The 16,915-nt window shown below is 68.5% G+C and carries 16 protein-coding genes and 1 riboswitch; of the genes, 13 read left to right on the top strand and 3 right to left on the bottom strand.

The window, feature by feature from the left end:
* Positions 1–145: 145 nt before the first annotated feature.
* The 4 genes from ctaC (at position 146) to ACZ60Q_RS01190 (ending at position 4,637) form a co-directional block, all read left to right on the top strand.
* The gene (ctaC, locus tag ACZ60Q_RS01205) at positions 146–1,114 is read left to right on the top strand and encodes an aa3-type cytochrome oxidase subunit II (protein ID WP_469626581.1); all 969 of its coding nucleotides are present in this window, start codon (positions 146–148) and stop codon (positions 1,112–1,114) included.
* On the top strand, positions 1,111–2,847 hold the full coding sequence (gene ctaD / locus ACZ60Q_RS01200) for an aa3-type cytochrome oxidase subunit I (RefSeq protein WP_469626579.1): 1,737 nt from the start codon (positions 1,111–1,113) through the stop codon (positions 2,845–2,847). The genes ctaC and ctaD overlap by 4 nt, the downstream gene beginning before the upstream one ends.
* A complete protein-coding gene (locus ACZ60Q_RS01195; RefSeq protein WP_469626577.1) occupies positions 2,844–3,242 on the top strand; it encodes a cytochrome c oxidase subunit 4 in 399 nt (132 codons plus the stop codon). Before ctaD ends, ACZ60Q_RS01195 begins: the two co-directional genes overlap by 4 nt.
* A 141-nt stretch (positions 3,243–3,383) precedes the next feature.
* On the top strand, positions 3,384–4,637 hold the full coding sequence (locus tag ACZ60Q_RS01190) for a L,D-transpeptidase (RefSeq protein ID WP_469626574.1): 1,254 nt from the start codon (positions 3,384–3,386) through the stop codon (positions 4,635–4,637).
* A gap of 57 nt (positions 4,638–4,694) precedes the next feature.
* Here the strand turns inward: ACZ60Q_RS01190 and ACZ60Q_RS01185 are convergent, their stop codons facing one another.
* The gene (locus ACZ60Q_RS01185; protein WP_469626573.1) at positions 4,695–5,096 is read right to left on the bottom strand and encodes a hypothetical protein; all 402 of its coding nucleotides are present in this window, start codon (positions 5,094–5,096) and stop codon (positions 4,695–4,697) included.
* 199 nt (positions 5,097–5,295) lie between these two features.
* Here ACZ60Q_RS01185 and ctaE point away from each other — a divergent pair, with 199 nt between their 5' ends.
* The 6 genes from ctaE (at position 5,296) to ACZ60Q_RS01155 (ending at position 12,459) form a co-directional block, all read left to right on the top strand.
* Positions 5,296–5,916 carry an aa3-type cytochrome oxidase subunit III gene (ctaE, locus tag ACZ60Q_RS01180; RefSeq protein WP_469626570.1) on the top strand — a complete coding sequence of 207 codons (621 nt, stop codon included), beginning with the start codon at positions 5,296–5,298 and terminating at the stop codon, positions 5,914–5,916.
* Between the two features lie 55 nt (positions 5,917–5,971).
* Positions 5,972–6,781, top strand: a complete 810-nt coding sequence (gene qcrC, locus ACZ60Q_RS01175; protein ID WP_469626567.1) for a cytochrome bc1 complex diheme cytochrome c subunit — start codon at positions 5,972–5,974, stop codon at positions 6,779–6,781.
* On the top strand, positions 6,778–7,830 hold the full coding sequence (gene qcrA, locus ACZ60Q_RS01170) for a cytochrome bc1 complex Rieske iron-sulfur subunit (RefSeq protein ID WP_469626565.1): 1,053 nt from the start codon (positions 6,778–6,780) through the stop codon (positions 7,828–7,830). Before qcrC ends, qcrA begins: the two co-directional genes overlap by 4 nt.
* Positions 7,827–9,476: a cytochrome bc1 complex cytochrome b subunit gene (gene qcrB, locus ACZ60Q_RS01165; RefSeq protein WP_469626564.1), complete on the top strand. Its 1,650-nt coding sequence runs from the start codon at positions 7,827–7,829 to the stop codon at positions 9,474–9,476. Before qcrA ends, qcrB begins: the two co-directional genes overlap by 4 nt.
* A 122-nt stretch (positions 9,477–9,598) precedes the next feature.
* Positions 9,599–10,666 carry an anthranilate phosphoribosyltransferase gene (gene trpD, locus ACZ60Q_RS01160; protein ID WP_469626563.1) on the top strand — a complete coding sequence of 356 codons (1,068 nt, stop codon included), beginning with the start codon at positions 9,599–9,601 and terminating at the stop codon, positions 10,664–10,666.
* Between the two features lie 105 nt (positions 10,667–10,771).
* Positions 10,772–10,889, top strand: a riboswitch (SAM riboswitch).
* A 178-nt stretch (positions 10,890–11,067) separates the two neighbouring features.
* Positions 11,068–12,459 (top strand): aminotransferase class V-fold PLP-dependent enzyme, encoded by a 1,392-nt coding sequence (locus tag ACZ60Q_RS01155; protein ID WP_469626560.1) that lies wholly within the window; start codon positions 11,068–11,070, stop codon positions 12,457–12,459.
* A gap of 58 nt (positions 12,460–12,517) precedes the next feature.
* Here ACZ60Q_RS01155 and ACZ60Q_RS01150 read toward each other — a convergent pair whose 3' ends face one another.
* Together ACZ60Q_RS01150 and ACZ60Q_RS01145 are read right to left on the bottom strand one after the other, a co-directional pair.
* Positions 12,518–12,799, bottom strand: a complete 282-nt coding sequence (locus ACZ60Q_RS01150; protein ID WP_469626557.1) for an Lrp/AsnC family transcriptional regulator — start codon at positions 12,797–12,799, stop codon at positions 12,518–12,520.
* Positions 12,796–13,545, bottom strand: coding sequence for a rhomboid family intramembrane serine protease (locus ACZ60Q_RS01145; protein WP_469626554.1), 750 nt, complete (start codon positions 13,543–13,545; stop codon positions 12,796–12,798). Before ACZ60Q_RS01145 ends, ACZ60Q_RS01150 begins: the two co-directional genes overlap by 4 nt.
* A 193-nt stretch (positions 13,546–13,738) precedes the next feature.
* Between ACZ60Q_RS01145 and ACZ60Q_RS01140 the strand changes: the two genes are divergently transcribed.
* The 3 genes from ACZ60Q_RS01140 to ACZ60Q_RS01130 all read left to right on the top strand — a co-directional run bounded on the left by ACZ60Q_RS01140 (position 13,739) and on the right by ACZ60Q_RS01130 (position 16,717).
* Positions 13,739–13,981 (top strand): hypothetical protein, encoded by a 243-nt coding sequence (locus ACZ60Q_RS01140; RefSeq protein WP_015608051.1) that lies wholly within the window; start codon positions 13,739–13,741, stop codon positions 13,979–13,981.
* Between the two features lie 39 nt (positions 13,982–14,020).
* Positions 14,021–15,382 carry an NYN domain-containing protein gene (locus ACZ60Q_RS01135; RefSeq protein ID WP_469626551.1) on the top strand — a complete coding sequence of 454 codons (1,362 nt, stop codon included), beginning with the start codon at positions 14,021–14,023 and terminating at the stop codon, positions 15,380–15,382.
* Between the two features lie 309 nt (positions 15,383–15,691).
* Positions 15,692–16,717 carry a C40 family peptidase gene (locus tag ACZ60Q_RS01130; protein WP_469626548.1) on the top strand — a complete coding sequence of 342 codons (1,026 nt, stop codon included), beginning with the start codon at positions 15,692–15,694 and terminating at the stop codon, positions 16,715–16,717.
* Positions 16,718–16,915: the final 198 nt, after the last annotated feature.

Here is a 16,915-nt window from a genome sequence, read left to right as displayed (position 1 = left end):
CACCCTCCCCGCGCGACCCCAAATAGCGTCCAGTAGGGTTTGGTCCGCATAAACATCCAAACCCCTGCCCGCGTCAGGGCCGGCGACCGACCAGAGACATACGGGCGCGCCGACCGTGCGGGCGAGACTCTCGGGAAGGCGCTACGTGAGTCCCAACGGCTCCGACCGCTCGTCGCGGCGCCCGATGCGGCGGAAGCTGCCGCAGGTGCTGACTGCGGGCCTGGTCCTGGCGACGGCCTCCGGTTGTTCATACAACTGGGAGGATTTCCCCCGCCTCGGAATGCCCACTCCGGTTACGGAAGAGGCCCCCAGGATCCTCTCCCTCTGGCAAGGCTCGTGGGCGGCAGCGCTCGTCACGGGTGTCCTTGTCTGGGGGCTGATCCTCTGGAGCGTCTTCTTCCACCGGCGTAGCCGGACCAAGGTGGAGGTACCTCCGCAGACCAGGTACAACATGCCCATCGAGGCGTTGTACACAGTGGTTCCCCTCATCATCGTCTCGGTGCTCTTCTACTTCACCGCACGTGATGAGTCCAAGCTCCTCGAGCTCTCCGACAAGCCCGCCCACACCATCAACGTGGTCGGCTTCCAGTGGAGCTGGGGCTTCAACTACATCGAGAAGGTGGATGGCCAGCCCGCTGCGGGCCCCGAGATCCCCAAGGAACTCGACGCCATCCCCGACCGGTTCCGCGAGGACTTCCCCGAGGGCGCCGGTGGCGTCTACGACGTGGGCATCCCCGGGACCCGCAACCCGCAGAACGGCAACCCGGGTCCGACCCTGTGGCTGCCGAAGGGGGAGAAGGTCCGCTTCGTCCTCACTTCGCGTGACGTCATCCACTCCTTCTGGGTGGTGCCGTTCCTCATGAAGCAGGACGTCATCCCGGGCCACACCAACGCGTTCGAGGTGACTCCCAACCGGGAGGGCACCTTCATGGGCAAGTGCGCCGAGCTCTGTGGTGCCGACCACTCCCGGATGCTCTTCAACGTCAAGGTCGTCTCCCCGGAGCGTTACCAGCAGCACCTCAAGGAGCTGGCGGAGAAGGGTCAGACGGGCTACGTGCCGGCAGGCATCGCGCAGACGGACCCGGCCAGGAATGCGGAGACGAACCAACTGTGAGCATCCTCAACGAACCTCAGGGTGCCGCTCCGGCAGACGACTCGTACGAGGACGAGCTGCCCGTGCGGCACAAGCAGCCGGGAAACATCGTCGTGAAGTGGCTGACCACCACTGACCACAAGACGATCGGCACGCTCTACCTGGTCACGTCGTTCGTGTTCTTCTGTGTCGGCGGACTCATGGCGCTCTTCATGCGCGCCGAGCTGGCCCGTCCGGGTACGCAGATCATGTCGAACGAGCAGTTCAACCAGGCGTTCACGATGCATGGCACGATCATGCTGCTGATGTTCGCGACGCCGCTGTTCGCCGGATTCGCGAACTGGATCATGCCGCTGCAGATCGGCGCGCCCGACGTGGCGTTCCCGCGGCTGAACATGTTCGCGTACTGGCTGTACCTCTTCGGCTCCCTGATCGCGGTGGCCGGCTTCCTCACCCCGCAGGGTGCGGCCGACTTCGGCTGGTTCGCCTACTCCCCGCTCTCGGACGCGGTCCGCTCGCCGGGCATCGGCGCCGATATGTGGATCATGGGTCTGGCCTTCTCCGGCTTCGGCACGATCCTCGGCTCGGTCAACTTCATCACCACGATCATCTGCATGCGCGCACCCGGCATGACGATGTTCCGCATGCCGATCTTCACCTGGAACGTCCTGCTGACCGGTGTTCTGGTCCTGCTGGCCTTCCCGGTCCTCGCCGCGGCGCTCTTCGCGCTGGAGGCGGACCGAAAATTCGGTGCGCATATCTTCGACTCGGCCAATGGCGGCGCACTGCTCTGGCAACACCTCTTCTGGTTCTTCGGCCATCCAGAGGTGTACATCATCGCGTTGCCATTCTTCGGAATCATTTCCGAGGTCATCCCGGTATTCAGCCGCAAGCCGATGTTCGGCTACATCGGTCTGATCTCCGCGACGATCGCCATCGCCGGCCTTTCCGTGACGGTGTGGGCGCACCACATGTACGTCACGGGCGGTGTGCTGTTGCCGTTCTTCTCCTTCATGACGTTCCTCATCGCCGTGCCGACAGGCGTGAAGTTCTTCAACTGGATCGGCACGATGTGGAAGGGGTCGTTGTCCTTCGAGACACCGATGCTCTGGGCCGTCGGCTTCCTGATCACCTTCACCTTCGGTGGTCTGACCGGCGTCATCCTCGCCTCGCCCCCGATGGACTTCCACGTCTCGGACTCGTACTTCGTCGTCGCGCACTTCCACTACGTCATCTTCGGCACCGTGGTCTTCGCGATGTTCTCCGGATTCCACTTCTGGTGGCCGAAGTTCACCGGCAAGATGCTGGACGAGCGGCTCGGGAAGATCACGTTCTGGACGCTGTTCGTGGGCTTCCACGGCACGTTCCTGGTGCAGCACTGGCTCGGTGCCGAGGGCATGCCGCGTCGGTACGCGGACTATCTCGACGCCGACGGCTTCACCGCGCTGAACACGATCTCGACGATCTCCTCGTTCCTCCTCGGCCTGTCGATGCTGCCGTTCTTCTACAACGTCTGGAAGACCGCGAAGTACGGCAAGAAGATCGAGGTCGACGACCCGTGGGGTTACGGCCGTTCGCTGGAGTGGGCGACCTCCTGCCCGCCGCCGCGGCACAACTTCCTCACGCTGCCGCGGATCCGTTCCGAATCCCCGGCGTTCGACCTGCACCACCCGGAGATCACGGCGCTCGAACAGTTCGATCACCTCTCCGAGTCGGACAAGGCCCTCGCCGGCGGCAAGGAGGCAGGCAAGTGAAGATCCAGGGACAGATGTTCATCTGGCTGAGCGTCTTCATCCTCGCCATGGCCGTCGTGTACGGCGTGTGGTCCAAGGAGCCGGTCGGTACCACGGCCCTCTTCCTGGCCTTCGGGCTGTCCGTCATGATCGGCTTCTACCTGGCCTTCACGGCCAACCGGGTCGACGCCATGGCGCAGGACAACAAGGAGGCGGACGTCGCCGACGAGGCGGGCGAGCTGGGGTTCTTCGCCCCGCACAGCTGGCAGCCGCTCTCCCTGGCGGTCGGCGGAGCCTTCGCCTTCATGGGCGTCGTCTTCGGCTGGTGGCTGATGTACTTCTCCGCACCCCTGCTCCTGATCGGCCTCTTCGGCTGGGTCTTCGAGTACTACCGGGGCGAGAACCGCACCCAGTGACACCGCACCCCGTGACACCGCACCGCCGGTGACACGCGCTACACCAGGAGGGGCCCGCGTCGCTGACAGCGACGCGGGCCCTTCGCTCGTTTGCAGTCACTGAACGCGCTGGAACGGATGAATCTTCTTAGCGTGGACGGCATGAACCACACGCCGCGCATCCGCACCGTAGTGAGCTGCACCCTGCTGGTCGTGACCCTCGCCGCGGGTGCGACCGCCTGTGGCTCGCCCGACGGCCACCCGCTCTCCACGAAGCCTTACGACGCGGGCGACCAGGTCTCCTTCAACGGCCCCTCCAAGGAGGAGAAGGCCGACCCCGACAAGCCCCTGGAAGTCACGGTCAAGGGCGAGGACGGGCGCATCACCGACGTCAGCGCCGTGGACACCGGCGGCCGCCACCTCGCGGGAGAGCTCTCGGCCGACGGGAAGCGCTGGCGCTCCACCGCCCCGCTCGCGGCCGGCACCGGATACACCGTCAGGGTCGCCACGGAGAACGGCGACGGCGCCCCAGGCGTCCGTACGCTCTCCTTCGACACCTCCTCGCCCAAGAAGTTGCTGAAGGTCACCTTCGGCCCGGAGGCGGGCACCTACGGCGTCGGACAGCCCATCACCGCGGAACTCAGCGCTCCGATCACCGACAAGGCGGCCAGGGCCACCGTCGAGCGCGCCCTGAAGGTCCGCTCCACCCCGGCGGTCACCGGCTCCTGGTACTGGGTCGACGACAAGAAGCTGCACTACCGCCCGGAGGAGTACTGGCCCGCGAACGCCACCGTCGAGGTCCGCTCCAACCTGGCGGGCATCAAGGTGACCAACGCCCTCTACGGAGCCGAGGCCAAGCCCCTGAAGCTCTCCACCGGCGACCGGATCGAGGCCGTCACCGACGCCTCGGACCACACCCTGACGGTGTTCCGCAACGGAGAAGTGATCAATACCATTCCGGTCACCACCGGCAAGCCCGGCTTCTCCACCCGCAACGGGGTGAAGGTGGTGCTCGCCAAGGAGCAGTTCGTCCGTATGAGCGGAGAGAGCATCGGCATCGCCGCCGGCTCCTCGGAGTCGTACGACCTGCCGGTCTACTGGGCCACCCGGGTGACCTGGAGCGGCGAGTACGTCCACGCCGCCCCCTGGTCCACCGGCTCCCAGGGCAGCGCCAACGTCAGCCACGGCTGCACCGGTATGAGCACCGGCAACGCCGAATGGTTCTTCGACACGGTGCGCGAGGGCGACATCGTCAAGGTCGTCGGCAGCCAGGGCGAGGAGATGGACCCGTTCGGCAACGGGTTCGGCGACTGGAACCTCTCCTGGGAGAAGTGGCAGAAGGGCAGCGCCCTCCACGAGGGGGCGCCGGACAGCCCGCAGACACTCCGGGCGGCCCGGCTGCGTCCCCACGTCTGACTCCGGGCAGGAGTGCCCAGCGGCGCGGAACGTCCCTCAGTGGTCCACAGGGGCCGCTCAGGCCTCCACGGCGAGCCGGTGGCGCAGCAGCGCCGCCAGCGCGTCGGCGAACTCCACCGGGTCGACCGGAAGTGTCACGGCGGCCTCCGCCCGGCTCCAGGTGGCCAGCCACGCGTCCTGCGGGCGGCCGATCAGCAGGAGCACCGGCGGGCAGCGGAAGATCTCGTCCTTGATCTGGCGGCAGACCCCCATGCCGCCGATGGGAGCCGTCTCCCCGTCCAGCACACAGACGTCGACGCCGCCGTTGTCCAGCGCCGTGAGGACGGCCGGGAGCGTCGCGCACTCCAGGAACTCCACCGGTGGGACGTCCGCGGCAGGCCTGCGACCGGCTGCCAGCCTCACCTGCTCGCGGATGTTGGCATCGTCGCTGTAGACCAGGACCGTGGCGGTCGCCTGCATTGTTCCTCCGTGACATGGACGTCGTCGGGGCTCTCGGGGCATGAACCGATGCGCGGATCGTACTCCGCCCGACCGGCTGTCAGCACCGGTAATGACGACCTTCGGATGGGCCGTTCGGCGCAGGGTGAGACCCCTGCAGACGGTCCGGACACACCGAACGGCACCCCCCGGGGTGAGGGCGGGATAAGCGACCGACATAATGTCGGTCGTGGCGACAGCAACGACAGTAGAAACCGGGCACGCGCACCCGTCGGTCAATCGGCCGAACCTCACCAGCGTCGGAACCATCATCTGGTTGAGTTCCGAGCTGATGTTCTTCGCGGCCCTCTTCGCGATGTACTTCACCCTGCGATCGGTGATGGGACCCGATTACTGGAAGGAGATGTCCGATCATCTGAACTTCCCGTTCTCGGCGACGAACACCACGATCCTGGTGCTCTCCTCACTCACCTGCCAGCTCGGCGTTTTCGCCGCCGAGCGGGGCGATGTGAAGAAGCTCCGCACCTGGTTCATCATCACGTTCGTGATGGGTGCGATCTTCGTCGGCGGCCAGGTCCTGGAGTACACCGAGCTGGTCAAGGACGCGGGGATCACCCTGTCGTCCGACCCGTACGGCTCGGTGTTCTACCTGACCACCGGCTTCCATGGTCTGCACGTGACAGGCGGTCTGATCGCCTTCCTGCTGGTCCTCGGCAGAACGTACGCGGCCAAGAGGTTCACCCATGACCAGGCCACCGCCGCCATCGTCGTGTCCTACTACTGGCACTTCGTCGATGTCGTATGGATCGGCCTCTTCGCAACGATCTACATGATCAAGTAACCGGGCTCGCACCCGCCCACCATCGACGCAGAAGATCCTGACACCGGGGTAATCCGTGAAAAAGCTCTCCGCACGACGACGCCATCCGCTGGCGGCGGTCGTCGTACTACTCCTCGCGCTGGCGGCCACCGGGGGGCTGTACGCCGCGTTCGCGCCTGCGGGCAAGGCGCAGGCCGATGAAACCGCCCAGTCCCTCGCCATCGAAGAGGGCAAGAAGCTCTACTCCGTAGGCTGCGCCAGCTGCCACGGAACCGGCGGTCAGGGCACCACCGACGGGCCGTCCCTCGTGGGCGTGGGCTCCGCCGCCGTCGACTTCCAGGTCGGTACGGGCCGTATGCCCGCGCAGCAGCCGGGCGCCCAGGTACCGAAGAAGAAGGTCATCTACACCCAGGCGGAGATCGACCAGCTCGCGGCGTACGTCGCGTCGCTCGGCGCCGGTCCGATCAAGCCGACCGACAAGCAGGTCGATCCCGCGGGCGCGGACATCGCCAACGGTGGCGAACTGTTCCGCACCAACTGCGCCCAGTGCCACAACTTCACCGGTAAGGGCGGCGCCCTGACGGAGGGCAAGTACGCCCCCGACCTCGAAGGCGTGAGCCCGAAGCACATCTACGAGGCCATGCAGACCGGCCCGCAGAGCATGCCCTCCTACCCCGACACGCTGATGCCGGAGCAGGAGAAGAAGGACATCATCGCGTACATCGAGACCGTGAACGGTGACGAGACGGAGCGCCCCGGCGGCCTGGCCCTCGGCAGCCTCGGTCCGGTCAGCGAAGGTCTGTTCGCGTGGATCTTCGGGCTCGGCGCGCTCGTCGCAGTCGCCGTTTGGGTCGCGGCCCACACCGCTAAGGCCAAGAAGTCATGAGTAGCCAACAGATTCCAGAAGACAACCTGCCCGTGGTGCAGGAGACCGCGCACGGCGTGGTGGAGCGTAACGACGACCCGTTCGCCGACCCGGGGCTGCCGGCCCACCAGCCGCGCATCCAGGACCTCGACGAACGCGCCGCGAACCGCTCGGAACGCGCCGTCGCGTTCATGTTCACCCTCTCGATGCTGGCGACGGTGGGCTTCATCGCCTCCTACGTCATCTTCCCGGTGGACAAGATCGTCTACATCTGGCCCTTCGGCCATGTGAGCGCGCTCAACTTCTCCCTGGGGCTCACCCTGGGTGCGGCGCTCTTCTTCATCGGCGCGGGAGCCGTCCACTGGGCGCGCACCCTGATGTCCGACGTCGAGGTCGCCGCCGACCGCCACCCGATCGAGGCCCCGCCCGAGGTCAAGGCCCAGGTCATGGCCGACTTCAGGGCCGGTGCCGAGGAGTCCGCGATCGGTCGGCGCAAGCTGATCCGCAACACCATGTTCGGTGCGCTGGCCCTGGTGCCGCTCTCCGGAGTGGTCCTGCTGCGCGACCTCGGTCCGCTGCCGGAGAAGAAGCTCCGGACCACCCTGTGGGCCAAGGGCAAGCAGCTCATCAACATGAACACGATGAGGCCGCTGCGCCCCGAGCACATCACCGTCGGGTCGCTGGTGTTCGCCATGCCCGAGGGGCTCGACCCGGAGTCGCACGAATTCCAGACGCAGATGGGCAAGGCGGCCCTGATGATCGTCCGCATCGAGCCGGACGACATCAAGGACAAGCGCCAGCGTGACTGGGCCCACGAGGGCATCGTCGCGTTCTCCAAGATCTGCACCCACGTCGGCTGCCCGATCAGCCTGTACGAGCAGCAGACGCACCACGTGCTCTGCCCGTGCCACCAGTCCACCTTCGACCTTTCCGACGGCGCTCGCGTCATCTTCGGTCCGGCCGGCCACCCCCTTCCGCAGCTGCGGATCGGTGTCAACAGCGAGGGCAACCTCCAGGCGCTCGGCGACTTCGACGAGCCCGTCGGTGCTGCCTTCTGGGAGCGCGGATGAGTACTGCGACAAAGAACCCCTCCGCCGCCGGACCGGCGAGCGGGCGCAAGGCTCCGGCCGGCGAGCGGGTGGCCGACTGGGCGGACGGCCGACTGGGCATCTACGGCCTCGCCAAGGCCAACATGCGCAAGATCTTCCCGGACCACTGGTCCTTCATGCTCGGTGAGGTCGCGCTCTACAGCTTCATCATCATCATCCTCACGGGTGTGTATCTGACGCTGTTCTTCCAGCCGAGCATGGGCGAGATCGTCTACCACGGTCCGTACGAGCCCATGCAGGGCATCCGGATGTCCGAGGCCTACGCCTCGACCCTGAAGATCAGCTTCGAGGTCCGCGGTGGTCTGCTCGTACGGCAGATCCACCACTGGGCCGCGCTGATCTTCCTGGCCGCCATGTTCGTGCACATGATGCGCGTCTTCTTCACGGGCGCGTTCCGCAAGCCGCGCGAGATCAACTGGCTCTTCGGCTTCCTGCTGTTCGTGCTCGGCATGTTCACCGGGTTCACCGGCTACTCCCTCCCGGACGACCTGCTCTCCGGTACGGGTGTCCGCTTCACCCAGGGCGCGATCCTGTCCGTGCCGATCGTCGGTACGTACATCTCGATGTTCCTGTTCGGCGGCGAGTTCCCCGGCCACGACTTCGTGGCCCGGTTCTACTCGATCCACATCCTGCTGCTGCCGGGCATCATGCTCGGCCTGCTGGTGGCGCACCTGATCCTGGTCTTCTACCACAAGCACACGCAGTTCGCGGGTCCCGGCCGGACCAACAAGAACGTCGTCGGTATGCCGCTGCTGCCCGTGTACATGGCGAAGGCCGGAGGGTTCTTCTTCCTGGTCTTCGGCGTCATCGCGGCCATCTCCGCCATCGCCACGATCAACCCGATCTGGGCCCTCGGTCCGTACCGGGTCGACCAGGTGTCCACCGGCGCCCAGCCCGACTGGTACATGGGCTTCGCCGAGGGTCTGGTGCGTGTGATGCCGGGCTGGGAGGTCAACCTGTGGGGCCACACGCTCGCCCTGGGCGTGTTCATCCCGCTGGTCGGCTTCGGCGTGGTCCTCACCGCGATCGCGGTGTACCCGTTCATCGAGTCCTGGGTCACCGGCGACAAGCGCGAGCACCACATCCTGGACCGTCCGCGCAACGCCCCGACCCGTACGGGCTTCGGCGTCGCCTGGATCACGGCGTACTTCATCGGCCTCGTCGGCGGTGGAAACGACCTGTGGGCCACGCACTTCCACCTGTCGATCAACGCCATCACCTGGTTCGTCCGGATCTTCTTCTTCGTCGGGCCGGTCATCGCGTTCATCGTCACCAAGCGGATCTGCCTCGGCCTCCAGCGCCGCGACCGGGAGAAGGTGCTGCACGGTCGCGAGACCGGCATCATCAAGCGCCTGCCGCACGGTGAGTTCGTCGAGATCCACGAGCCGCTCAGCCCCGGGCAGCTGCACACGCTCACGGCGCACGAGCAGTACCAGCCGCTCGATCTCGGCCCCGCGGTCGACGAGAACGGCGTCAAGCGCAAGATCTCCCCGGTGCAGAAGCTGCGCGCCAAGCTCAGCAAGGGGTACTTCGCCGACGGGAACCAGATCCCCAAGGCCACCCCCGAGGAGTACAAGGAGATCAGCGAGGGCCACGGCCACCACTGATCACCTGAACTGATCGCCACCGTGAGAGCCCCGTCCATCCGATGGACGGGGCTCTTCGCGCTCCCCCGGCTGGATAGGGTGGAGCCATCTTTCCTGACCGGCTGTGGACCCTGGAGCGGACCATGAACGTGGTGACCCCGAACGGCGGCGGCGACAGCGTGGCGGACCGTTCGTGGCCCGGTCTCCTGAACCCCCTGCTGCGCGGCGAGGACCTCAGCTCCGAGGAGACCGCCTGGGCCATGGACCGCATCATGAGCGGCGAGGCCACCGACGCGCAGATCGCCGGGTTCGCCGTCGCGCTGCGGGCCAAGGGCGAGACCGTCGACGAGGTCACCGGACTGGTCCGCGCGATGTACGCCCATGCCAACACCATCCACGTGCCGGGCCCGGCCGTCGACATCGTCGGCACCGGCGGCGACCTCGCCAGGACGGTCAACATCTCGACCATGTCCGCGATCGTCATCGCCGGCACCGGCGCCAAGGTCGTCAAGCACGGCAACCGGGCGGCCTCCTCCGCGAGCGGCTCCTCCGACGTACTGGAGAAGCTCGGCGTCAACCTGGAGCTGACCCCGGAGCGGGTCGTCGAGGTCGCCGAGGCGGCGGGCATCACCTTCTGCTTCGCCGTGAAGTTCCACCCCGCCCTGCGGTACGCCGCCAAGGCCCGCAAGGAACTCGGCGCGCAGACCACGTTCAACATCCTGGGCCCCCTCACCAACCCGGCCCAGGTCCGCGCCCAGGCGGTCGGCGTCGCCGACGCCCGGATGGCGCCCATCGTCGCGGGTGTGCTGGCCGACCGGGGCAACTCGGCCCTGGTCTTCCGCGGTGACGACGGCCTCGACGAGCTGACCACCACCGCCACCTCCCGGGTCTGGGTGGTGCGCGACGGCGCGGTCCGCGAGGAGCCTTTCGACCCCCGCGACGTCGGGCTGACCCTCGTCCCTGTCGAGGCGCTGCGCGGCGCCGACGCCTCGTACAACGCCGATGTGGCCCGCCGACTGCTGGACGGCGAGGGCGGCGCGGTACGGGAGGCGGTGCTGCTCAACTCGGCGGCGGCCCTGGTCGCCCTGGAACCAGGCCCCGGCACGCTGACCGAACAGCTCGCGGCGAAGATCCTCGTCGCGGCCGAGGCCGTCGACTCCGGGGCCGCCAAGCGGGCTCTGGAGCGCTGGGTGGCGGCCAGCAACGCCTGAGCGCGCGGCCGGGACACCTCCGGGCACACGGTGTGACACAGGGCGCGGTCCGGATGCCGGACCGCGCCCTTGCGTGTGTACGCATGTATGGCAAGATGCTGCGCAGGTCATGAGTGACAGCGACTACGGCCCCGGCCCGCTGTCCGGCAACCCTCCGTCCGTGGCGGGGTGCCCCGGGTGAAGACCAGGCCGCAGGCAGCGAGGTCTGCGGCAAGCGCGGGCCCCTCGGCATCCAGCGGATGCCAGCCCCCGGGGTCCTGGTCCCCAGGGAGCCTTCTGTGAGCAAGCGAATGCGCTAGGGCTGACCGCCCTCCTTCCGCGCACCTGTTTCTTCTTCCCCTTCCCGCGCTGCCGCGTACTCGCCGGCGCCGGATTTCGCCTGCCTGTTACGGGAGTTCGCCATGTCTGTCCCCTCCGCCGCCCTCGACTCGTCGATTTGTGCCCCGCTGCCCGTTCTGGGGCAGAACGTCACGGTCCCGCTCGTCACCGGCGGTGAGGTCACCTACGCCGCGCTCGACTACGCGGCCAGCGCCCCGGCCCTCCAGCGGGTCTGGGACGACGTCGCCGCGTACGCCCCGTACTACGGCAGCGTCCACCGAGGCGCCGGCTACCTCTCGCAGCTCTCCACCGACCTCTTCGAGAACAGCCGCCGCGCGGTCGCGGAGTTCCTCGGCTGCCGCGCCGAGGACCAGGTGGTCTTCACCCGCTCCACCACCGACTCCCTCAACCTGCTGGCCGCCGCGATCCCCGCCGACTGCCAGGTCTTCGTCTACGAGACCGAGCATCACGCGTCCCTGCTGCCCTGGCGCGACGCCCAGGTCACCTACCTCAACGCGCCCCGCACCCCGGCCCAGGCCGTCGAGACCCTGGAGCGGGCGCTGGCCGGGCGCGACCCCTACGGCCCCGCCCTCGTCTGCGTCACCGGCGCGTCCAACGTGACCGGCGAGCTGTGGCCGGTGAGGGAACTGGCCGCCGCCGCCCACGCGCACGGCGCCCGCATCGTCCTCGACGCCGCCCAGCTCGCCCCGCACCACCCCGTGGACATCGCCGAACTGGACGTCGACTGGGTCGCGTTCTCCGGCCACAAGCTGTACGCGCCCTTCGGCTCCGGGGTCCTGGCCGGTCGCGCCGACTGGCTCCAGGCCGCCGAGCCGTACCTCGCCGGCGGGGGCGCGTCCCGCAAGGTCGCCCGGCGCGCCGACGGCGGCGTGGACGTCGACTGGCACACCACGGCCGCCCGTCACGAGGCCGGTTCGCCCAACGTCATCGGCGTCTACTCCATCGCCTCCGCCTGCAAGGCCCTGACCGAGGCCGGCTTCGAGGGCCTGGTCGCCCGGGAGCAGGAGCTGGTGTCCCGGGTCCGTGCGGGGCTCGCCGAGGTGCCCGAGGTGCGGGTGCTCTCGCTGTTCGGCGACGACGCGCCCCGGGTCGGTGTCATCTCCTTCGTGGTGCGCGGCTGGAACAGCTCGCACTTCGCCGCGGCCCTCTCGGCCGAATACGGCATCGGCGTGCGCGACGGCCTCTTCTGTGCCCACCCGCTGGTGCGCACCCTGCTCGGCAGCGACCCCCAGGATCCGGGCGAGTGCGGCGCCCCGGAGGCCGAGCCGGGCGAGCTCTCGCTCAACGCCATCCGCGTCAGCTTCGGGGCCGGTACGCCCGACGAGCACATCGACCGGTTCCTGCGCGCGGTCTCCGAACTGGTCCGCGAGGGCGCCCGGTGGAACTACCGCACCGAGGACGGCCGCTGCGTCCCGGACCGTGGCGAGGCCCCCCAGGTCCGAGACACGTTCTGATGAAACACCTCGGCCGGGCACGGGCGTGCTGCCCGAACCCGGCCGAGGTGCGTCGGTGTTACGCGTCGAGGCCGATGGCGAAGGCCGCTTCCAGGTCGTGCTGGGAGTACGTACGGAACGCCACGTGGGTGTCGGTGCCCTCGACGCCCGGGATCTTGCTGATCCGGCCGGGGATGACGTCGGCGAGGTCGTCGTGCCCGGCGACCCGGACCATGGCGATCAGGTCGTAGGTGCCGGTGACGGAGAAGACCTCGCTGACGCTGTCCAGCGCGGCGATGGCCTCGGCGATCTCCGGAATCCGGTCCACGCTGGTCTTGATGAGCACGATCGCGGTGATCACGGCTGGCTGTCTCCCTCGGTGGCTGGAACCTTCACTCTAGCCCTCCGCCCGTAACGCACCCAGGCGTACAGGAACCCGGCCGCGAAGCCCGCCACATGGGCCAGGTAGGCCACCCCGGGACCGCTGCCCGCCCCCTGCGCCGCCGCCCACTGGAGCCCGAACCAGAAGACCAGCACGATCCAGGCGGGGAAGCGCAGCGGCAGGAAGAAGAGGAACGGGAACAGACTGGTCACCCGGGTCCTGGGGAAGAGGTGGAGGAACGCGCCGAGGACCGCGGAGATCGCCCCCGACGCCCCGACCAGCGTCTGTCCGGAGTCCGCGTGCGCCGCCGCGTAGCAGACCAGTGCCACATAGCCGCAGCCCACGTAGAACAGGGCGAACCGCACCCGGCCCATGCGCTCCTCGACCATCGCGCCGAACACGTACAGGAACAACAGGTTCCCCAGCAGGTGCAGCCAGCTGCCGTGTACGAAGAGTGCGGTGAACGGCGTGATCAGGGCGTGCGCCGACCCCTCCCACAGCTCGGTGGGGATCACCCCCCACCGCTCGAAGTACCCCGCCTGCGCGGCGAGCAGCGCGTCCTCGCTCCGATAGGAGGCGCCGCCGAACCCGGAGAGCGGGCTGATCAGGAAGATCACACCGCAGACGGCGATCAGCCCGTAGGTGACCGGGGCGCCGCTCGACGCCGCCGCGTCCCGGATCCTCCCGGCCGTGGTCCGCCGGTCGGTCTGTCGCCCATCGACCATGTGCAGAGCATGACGTACCGGTGGAGAACGGGACGGAGCGCCTCGCCGTGCCGATGCCTATACCCGAGGCCGTAGGGTTACGCCAGGACTTCCGCAGTTCGACGGCGCACCGCGAGTTCCTTGACGTAGACAGGTGGAGACGCGGCGGCGCGCCCGGCGCGGGCTCCTGGAGACGACGAAAGAGGACGCAACGATGACGACGGTTCCCCTGCCGACCGACGGGACCCGCTGGCGCTGCACGCTGTGCGGCAATCTCACCCGTTTCGACGTGACCCGTTCCTCCAAGGTCGTGGAGTACGTGCACCTCGACCTGGCCGGTGAGTCGAGTGTCGAGGAGCGGGAGGTCGTCAGTGAGACCATCGAGTCGGTCCGCTGTCGTTGGTGCAACGCGGTGGACCAGATCGAACTGGTGGACAGGCCGGGTGCCGCTTCCTGAGGAAGCGCACCCATCACACATCTACAGGGGTGACGGACGGTGGATCAGCCGACCAGCGGCGCCGGACCGGCCGATGAGGCCGACGGCGGCGCAGAGGCGCTCGGCCGTCCGCTGCCCGAGGGTGTGCGACGGCGGGTGATCGCGCTGGTCTCGGACGCCTTCGGTGGACTGACCGTCGCCGAACTGCCCGCCCAGCTACGACAGTACGCCCGGTTCACCCCGACCCGGCGGGCGAAGTTCGCGGGGAACGCGATGGCCGCCGCACTGGAGAGCGACGCCCTCTTCCGGCAGCGCATCGGTGAGCGGCTGGCCCAGTCCCAGCCCGAGCTGACCGGTGCGCTGGAGGCGGGTTCGCCGCCCGCCGCCGCCGATCCCCTCGATGTGGCCGCGGCCGCCTATGTGCTGCGTCCGGTCGGCTGGGTCAAACTGGTCGAATCCGCCGGCGAGGAGGTCCAGCGCGCCGACGCGGAACGGGCCGACGAGGAGACCCGGCGCGAGCTGGAGCGCCTGCGCGAGGAGCTGGAGCGGGCCCGCGCCCACACCCGCGCCGAGACCGAGCGGCTGCGTATCGAGCTGGAGGCGGCCCGCAAGGAGGCCGAGTCGCTGCACCGCAAGCTGCGCAGCGCCCTGAGCGAGGTGAAGCGCGGCGAGGCCGCCCTGCGTCGCGGCGCCGCCGAGGCCGACACCGTACGCGCCGAATCGGCCGCCCAGCTCTCCGTCGCGGAGAGCGAGTCGCGCCGGCTCAAGGGGCGGCTGGGGGAGGCCGAGGCAGCCCTGGAGGCGAGCCGCCGGGCCGCCCGGGAGGGCCGCTCGGTGGAGGACATGCGGCTGCGGCTGCTCCTGGACACCGTGCTGGACGCGGCCTCGGGGCTGCGGCGGGAGCTGGCCCTCCCTCCGGCGACGACGCACCCCGCCGACACCGTGGACGCGGTGGAGCCCGGCCGGATGTCGCCCAAGGACATTGCCGCCAGGGCCCTTTCGGAGACCGATCCGGCGCTGCTGGATCAACTGCTGGCGCTGCCGCAGGCCCACCTCATCGTGGACGGCTACAACGTCACCAAGACGGGCTATCCCCAGATGCCGCTGGAGAAACAGCGGTTGCGACTGCTGGGCGGGCTCTCGGTGCTCGCGGCGCAGACCGGCGCCGAGATGACCTGCGTCTTCGACGGGGCCGAACTGGCCGCCCCGGTGCTGCTGGCCCCGCCCCGGGGCGTACGGGTGCTGTTCAGCAAGGCCGGAGTCACGGCGGACGAGCTGATCCGTCAACTGGCCCGCGCGGAACCGCCGGGGCGGCCCGTGGTGGTCGTCTCCACCGACCGGGAGGTGGCGGACGGCGTGGCGAAGGCCGGCGCGCGACCGGTAGCGTCCGTCCTGCTCCTCAAGCGCCTTTCACGCGTCTAACGGGATATGCGTGACATATGCGGTGTGTTTGATATGTGTGGCATGCCGGATTTCTGGGAACGTACGGTCAAGTCGCCGCTACACGCGGTGGGGTGAGAGTAAAGAAGTGCCTGATGTGACGAGAAAAATCCTGTGAGGATTTGAACTGATCACGAGATGGTCACTAGGGTCAGCTCGAACCTTCGCACGGTTGATCACCCATGGGGGGTGGCGGCGAAGGAACCGCCGAGTCCGTCATGAGCGCGGAGCCGGGGATCCTTATTCCCAACGGCCCGGTAGGCGGCTCTGAGGAAGAAGGAGCTCGACTTCGTGGCGTCCCACCGTCGTCCCAAGCAGCCGAGCCGCGCCCGCGTGACCGTGCTCACCGCGACCGCCGCCGCGGCCGTGGCCCTGACCTCCCAGGCCGCCCACGCCGACCCCAAGCCGAGCAAGGGCGAAGTCAAGTCGAAGGTCGACGACCTCTACCACGAGGCCGAGGCGGCCACCGAGAAGTACAACGGGGCCAAGGAGCAGCAGGACAACCTCAAGAAGGATGTCGACGCGCTCCAGGACAAGGTCGCCCGCGGCCAGGCCGAGCTCAACACGCTCCGCACCGAGCTGGGTTCCATCGCCACCGCGCAGTACCGCTCCGGCGGCATCGACCCCTCCGTGGCCCTCTTCCTCGCCTCGGACCCGGACAGCTTCCTCGACCAGGCCTCCGCGCTCGACCAGCTGACGGTCAAGCAGACGGAGTCGCTGCAGAAGATCCAGTCCAAGCAGCGCACCCTCGCCCAGCAGCGCAAGGAAGCCCAGGACAAGCTCGGCGACCTCGCCGACGTCCGCAAGACGCTCGGCGAGAACAAGAAGAAGTACCAGGGCAAACTGGCTGACGCCCAGCAGCTGCTCAACACGCTGACCCAGGCCGAGCGCGCCAAGATCCAGAAGGACGAGCAGCGCGCCAGCCGCGCCGCCGGCGACCGGGTCGAACTCGGCAACGAGTCCCCCGCGTCCGGCCGTGGGGCCGCCGCCCTGGCCGCGGCCGCCACGCAGATCGGCAAGCCGTACGTCTCCGGCGGCTCGGGCCCCAACTCCTACGACTGCTCCGGGCTGACCCAGTGGGCCTTCGCCCAGGCCGGCGTCTCCATCACCCGGACCACGTTCACCCAGCACAACGACGGCACGAAGATCGGCCGCAGCCAGCTCAAGCCGGGCGACCTGGTCTTCTTCAACAACCTGGCGCACGTCGGCTTCTACGCCGGCAACAACCAGATCCTGCACGCCCCGAAGCCGGGCACCGTCGTCCGCTACGAGTCGATGGACTACATGGGCACCTTCCAGTTCGGCGTCCGCATCTGACGTCACGGCACGCCCCGCGGCACGCCCGAACGAGGGAATCGCCGCGCACCACACTGACGCCCCCGCCCCGCCGGAGACCAAGGTCACCGGCGGGGCGGCGGCGTCCGGCCCCGCCGCCGCCACCGGCGCGGTCTTTTGCCGGTGCGTAGTCGCCCGATTACTGTCTGGCTGCCGCGCAGCTCCCGGTCTCCGTCCGCC

It is taken from the genome of Streptomyces sp. NPDC104313 (assembly GCF_055583985.1).
Note: the sequence above shows the minus strand (reverse complement) of the source record. Positions and strands in the feature narration are given on the sequence as shown.